5 protein-coding genes and 1 pseudogene are annotated in these 5,333 nt (G+C 69.7%); 3 read left to right on the top strand and 3 right to left on the bottom strand.

The features are described 5' to 3' along the window. Positions 1-135 precede the first annotated feature (135 nt). Both ACWELJ_RS21760 and ACWELJ_RS21755 read right to left on the bottom strand, forming a co-directional pair. On the bottom strand, positions 136-693 hold the full coding sequence (locus tag ACWELJ_RS21760) for a hypothetical protein (RefSeq protein ID WP_452367959.1): 558 nt from the start codon (positions 691-693) through the stop codon (positions 136-138). Positions 694-749: 56 nt separating this feature from the next. Further along, entirely contained in the window at positions 750-1,394 is a 645-nt protein-coding gene (locus tag ACWELJ_RS21755; RefSeq protein WP_452367958.1) for a hypothetical protein, read from the bottom strand. 72 nt (positions 1,395-1,466) lie between these two features. Between ACWELJ_RS21755 and ACWELJ_RS21750 the strand changes: the two genes are divergently transcribed. Beyond that, positions 1,467-2,060 (top strand): hypothetical protein, encoded by a 594-nt coding sequence (locus ACWELJ_RS21750; protein WP_452367957.1) that lies wholly within the window; start codon positions 1,467-1,469, stop codon positions 2,058-2,060. 384 nt (positions 2,061-2,444) lie between these two features. On the opposite strand, the gene ACWELJ_RS21745 is transcribed toward ACWELJ_RS21750, so the two are convergent. Continuing rightward, complete coding sequence (locus ACWELJ_RS21745) at positions 2,445-3,362, bottom strand: hypothetical protein (RefSeq protein WP_452367956.1); 918 nt, start codon at positions 3,360-3,362, stop codon at positions 2,445-2,447. A 65-nt stretch (positions 3,363-3,427) separates the two neighbouring features. Here ACWELJ_RS21745 and ACWELJ_RS21740 point away from each other — a divergent pair, with 65 nt between their 5' ends. Both ACWELJ_RS21740 and ACWELJ_RS21735 read left to right on the top strand, forming a co-directional pair. After that, positions 3,428-4,420: a Ppx/GppA phosphatase family protein gene (locus ACWELJ_RS21740; RefSeq protein WP_452367955.1), complete on the top strand. Its 993-nt coding sequence runs from the start codon at positions 3,428-3,430 to the stop codon at positions 4,418-4,420. Further along, a pseudogene (locus ACWELJ_RS21735) lies at positions 4,417-5,333 on the top strand (hypothetical protein); the annotation flags it as partial. The gene ACWELJ_RS21740 and the pseudogene ACWELJ_RS21735, both read left to right, overlap by 4 nt.

Genomic DNA, 5,333 nt, shown 5'->3' with positions numbered 1-5,333 from the left:
TTATAAAGGAATTCTTGTTGAAGCAATGCGAAACATTAGGCCAGACGTCGTCGCTTGCCAACCCCCACCATCCGGCCGGGGGGGGGGGGGGGGCCCCCCCCCCCCCCCCCACGCCCGATCGCGTGAAGCGGTTTGCTAGCTGCTGCCGAACAGGCCGCTCAGCAGACCGCCCACCAGTTTGCCCGCGCTACCGGTCGCACTGCCGGAGCCGATGCTGCCACCGCCGCCGGTCGACGGCTTGGTGGTGGTCGGAGCCGTCGTGGTGGACGGCGCCGTGGTGGTCGGCGCGGCCGGCGCGGTCGTCGTGGTCGGCGGGGTGGTGGTGCCGCCCGCCACGTTCACGATCAGGGTCTGCGTGCTGCTGCCCTGCGACGCCGTGATGATGTGCTGGCCCGGGGTGGTGGGCTTCCACGTCACGCTCGAGTGGTACGGCGGCCACGGCATGATGCCGACGCCGTCGGTCAGGCTCGCGCCGTTGTCGTTCCAGTTCACCACCAGCCCGAACGACGCACCCGAGAGATCGGCGCTGAGGGTGTAGGTACCCCCGGCCGTCGGGGCGGAGTCGGAAATGGTGATCACGTCGACGGTGGCGCTCGCCGCCGGCGCCAGGGCGACCGTGATCGCGGCCGCCGAGGTGACGGTCAGACCGGCCAGGCCGGCGCCCAACGCCCGGCCCGGTGAATTGCTGCGCATGGGTACTCCTCTGTTGATACTGAGCGCTTGTGCCCCAAGGGGATCGGGGAGATCGGTCAGAGACCGAAGGGCAGGCCGTTGGCGCTGCCGGTGCCGCCACCGCTCGGTGCGGGGGTGGTCGTGGTGGGCGGGACCGTCGTGGTCGGCGGGACCGTGGTGGTGGTGGTCGTCGTCGGATCGGTCGTGGTCGTCGTCGGCGGGACCGTGGTGGTCGTGGTCGGCGGCACCGTGGTCGTGGTGGTCGGCGGGACCGTCGTGGTCGTGGTCGGCGGCACCGTGGTGGTGGTCGTCGGCGGCACCGTGGTCGTGGTGGTCGGCGGCGTGGTGGTGGGGCTGCTGACGTTCACGATCAGGGTGTTGGTCGAGCTGCCCTGTTTGAGGGTGATGGTGTGCTTGCCCGGCGTGGTGGGGGTCCAGTCGGTGCTGGAGTGGTTCACCGGCCACGGCACCTTGGAGGGCGGGTTGGTGATCGGGTTGCCGTTGTCTTCCCAGTAGCAGAGCAGGCCGAACTCCCAGCCGCTGAGCGTGGCGCTGAGGGTGTAGGTCTGTCCGACGGTCCAGTTCGAGCCCGAGATGGTGATCGAGTCGACGGTGGCGTGGGCCTCGGGGGCCTCGTGCGTGGCCACGGCCAGCGACCCGCCGGCGATGACGGCCAGGCCCGCCAACCCGGCGCCGAGACGGCGAACGGTGGTGGTGCGCATGTGTACTCCTGTGTGTACCAAAGAAATTCGGAGACGAATCCGGAGAACGGTCAGAGACCGAAGGGCAGGCCGTTGGCGCTACCGGTGCCGCCACCGCTCGGCGCGGGCGAGGTCGTCGTCGGCGGAGTCGTGGTGGTGGTCGGCGGAGTCGTGGTGCTGCTGGGCGGCTCGGTCGTCGTGGTCGGCGGAACCGTCGTCGTGGTCGGGGGCACCGTGGTGGTGGTGGTCGGCGGTTCGGTCGTGGTGGTCGGCGGAACCGTCGTGGTGGTCGTCGGCGGTTCGGTCGTGGTGGGCGGAACCGTGGTGGTGGTCGGGGGCACCGTGGTGGTGGGCGGTTCGGTCGTCGGCGGGACCGTGGTGGTGGTCGTCGGCGGCTCGGTGGTGGTGGTCGGGGGGACCGTCGTCGTCGTGGTCGGCGGTTCGGTCGTGGTGGTCGGCGGAACCGTCGTGGTGGTCGTGGGCGGTTCGGTCGTGGTGGTGGGCGGGACCGTCGTCGTGGTGGTCGGCGGGACCGTGGTGGTCGTCGGCGGCACCGTGGTCGTGGTGGTCGGCGGCGTGGTGGTGGGGCTGCTGACGTTCACGACCAGTGTTTTGGTCGAACTGCCCTGCTTGAGGGTGATGTTGTGCTTGCCCGGGGTGGTCGGGGTCCAGTCGGTGCTGGAGTGATACGCCGGCCACGGCACCTTGGAGGGCGGATTCGTGATCGGGCTGCCGTTGTCTTCCCAGTAGCAGAGCAGGCCGAACTCCCAGCCACTCAGATTGGCGGAGAGGGTGTAGGTCTGGCCGACGGTCCAGTTCGAGCCCGAGATGGTGATCGAGTCGATGGTCGCGTGGGCTTCGGGGGCCTCGTGCGTGACCAGGACCGAGACGGCGCCGGTCGCGATGGCCAGAGCGGCCAGTCCGGCGCCGATGTGGCGGCCGCCCAAGGGGATTGTGCTCACTATGCGTACTCCTGTGCTGCGACCCCCGAGGTAGGTAGGGGTCGAGGCACAGTAAGCGAGCAGCTATGTGAAATATGCTGTTTTCAGAAAACTACTGGCAAGTATTCCGCTACTTCTTCGCGGACCGCGCCTTCTTGGGCGCGTTCGCGCTGGTCACCGGCGTGGCCGCGGCGGCCGCCGCCTTCTCCTGCGCGATGGCCGTCGCCGGGTGCACCGCGACGATGCCCAGGCCCTGCCGCCGCCGGCAATGCGCGGCCAGTTCGTCGTACGCGGGCTTGCCGATCAGCTCGATCAACTCCGGCGCGTAAGCCTCCCATACCGGCCGGGTGCCGACGTGCGCATCCGGCGAGCCGGTGCAGTACCAGTTCAGGTCCAGGCCGCCCGGGCCCCAGCCGCGGCGGTCGTACTCGCCGATCGCGGTGCGCAGGATCTCGACCCCGTCGGGCCGCTCGACCCACTCCTGGGTCCGGCGGATCGGAAGCTGCCAGCACACTTCCGGCTTCACGGTGAGCGGCTCCAGGCCCTTGCGCAGCGCCATGGTGTGCAACGCGCAGCCGATGCCCTCACTGAAACCCGGGCGGTTGAGGAAGATGCACGCGCCGTCGAAGCGCCGGGTGCGCAGCGCCGGCTCGTCATCGAGGTCGTCCTCCTCGAGGTACAGCTTCTTGCGGACCCGGCCCTGCTCGTCGGTCGCCTCGCCCATCAGCTGCCAATCCTCGGGTGTGAGCATTTTCACAGCCTTGTGCAGCTTCTTGCCGTCCTCCTCGTCGGAGAGGAACGCGCCGTGCGAGCAGCAGCCGTCGTTCTCGCGGCCGTCGATGATGCCCTGACATGCCGGTGTGCCGAAAACGCAGGTCCAGCGCGAGAGCAGCCAGGTCAGATCCGCCGCGATCAAATGCTCGTCATTTGCTGGATCGACGAATTCGATCCATTCGCGCGGGAAGTCGAGTTCCACTTCGGGCGTCGGGTCGATCTTCGCCGCTGGTCGCAGCCCGGTCGGTCCGCTCGCCGATGCCCCTGTCGTCACAACGCGGAACGCTAACAGCTCAGTCGCCTGGCCAGAAGTCCTGACTCACCCAGTACCGTATTCATGTGCGGCTCGGTGTACTCGATGTGGGAAGCAATACCGTCCACCTGCTCGTGGTGGACGCGCATCGTGGTGGACACCCGATGCCTATGAGTTCGACGAAGTCGGCCCTGCGACTGTCGGAGAGCATGGACGACCACGGGCGGATCACGCCCGCCGGGGCCGCCAAGCTGACCGCCACCGTAGCCGAATTCGCAAGTATCGCAAAGACTTCCGGCTGCGTGGAGTTGATGGCCTTCGCCACCTCCGCGGTCCGCGAGGCCACCAACTCCGATGAGGTGCTGGCCCGGGTCCGCGCCGAGACCGGCGTCAAGCTGCAGGTGCTCTCCGGTGTCGATGAGGCTCGACACACCTTCCTCGCGGTGCGCCGCTGGTACGGCTGGAGCCCCGGGCGGATCCTCAACCTGGATATCGGCGGCGGCTCGCTCGAGATGAGCAACGGCGCGGACGAGGACCCGGATATGGCCCTGTCGCTGCAACTCGGCGCCGGCCGCCTCACCCGGGACTGGCTGCGCCACGACCCGCCGGGCAAGCGCCGGGTCGCGGTACTGCGCGACTGGCTCGACGCCGAGCTGGTACTGCCCAGCAAGCAACTGCTCGAGGTGGGCCGCCCGGATCTGGCCGTCGGCACCTCCAAGACCTTCCGCTCGCTGGCCCGGCTGACCGGCGCCGCCCCCTCTGTTGCGGGACCGCGAGTGCGGCGTACCCTGACCAGTTCCGGCCTGCGGCAGCTGATTGCGTTCATTTCGAGAATGACAGCCGCCGACCGGGCAGAATTGGAAGGCGTAAGTTCTGATCGGTCACAACAACTCGTGGCCGGTGCGCTGGTCGCGGAGGCGAGTATGCGGGCACTGTCCCTGGACACGCTCGAAATCTGTCCCTGGGCACTGCGAGAGGGATTGATCTTGCGCAAATTGGATACCGACCTGGATAGCGAACCGATAGCCGGCGGCCCCGACAGCGGCCTGACGGGCCCGATCGAAACGGTGTCTCGATGACCGAGGATTCAAGTCAGCTGTCCGTCGCCGAGCTACTGGCGCGGAACGGGCAGCAGAGTGGCGCCCCCGCGAGCGGTGGGGGCCGCAGACGCCGCAGCGGTCGGGGCATCTCCGTCGCCGAATTGACCGGCGACATTCCGATCGTGCCCGGATCCTCCTCCCACGCCGCGCCGGACGAGGAAGCCGCCGCCGCGCCCGAGCCCGCCGCGGCCGAATCGGACTATTCCAACTATTCGAACTTCTCGAATTACGCTGATTCCTCGAACTATTCGGATTACTCCGACTTCTCCACTCCCGCGGCCCCGCCCCAGCCGGACTATTCGTCCTATTCGGCAGCCGAGCCCGAACCCGCGTATTCGCCGCTCTCCGGGCCCATTTCGTACTACGACCCGCTGGCCCCCGCCCCGCAGCCGCCGTCCCTACCCGAGCCGGCCGGCCAGAGCTGGTCCGCCGGTCTGGACTGGCCCCCCACCGAGACCCCGGCCCCGGCCGAGCCCCGCTCCGGCGGCCGCCGCCGCAAGCCCGATCCGCTGGACTCCGACTTCGCGGTCGACGGCCTGGGCGCCGAGCCGCCCGCCGCGCCGCCCGCGCCCCGCGAGGGCGGTCGCCGCCGCCGCTACGACCCCGAGGACGACACCACCGACGAGGTGCGCCCGTTCCGCGGCGGCAACGGCTCCCGGGGCGGCGACGGCTCCCCGGACGACAATGGCGCGACCCGCGACGCCGCCTCGGACGCCATGCGCGACATCACCGCCCGCGCCGGACGCGACTCCGCGCCGCGCACCCAGTTCAACCCGGCGGCCCGCCCGCCCTTCGAGGACCACACCCAGTTCAACCCGGCCGCGCCCGGGTGGCCGCCCGCACCGGGCCCCGAGCCGCTACCGCGCCCGGACCGTCCCGCCTTCGAACCGCG

The sequence above is a fragment of the Nocardia sp. NPDC004582 genome (assembly GCF_053602115.1).
The sequence above is the reverse complement of the archived record's forward strand: the minus strand, read 5'-3'. Positions and strand labels throughout refer to the sequence as shown.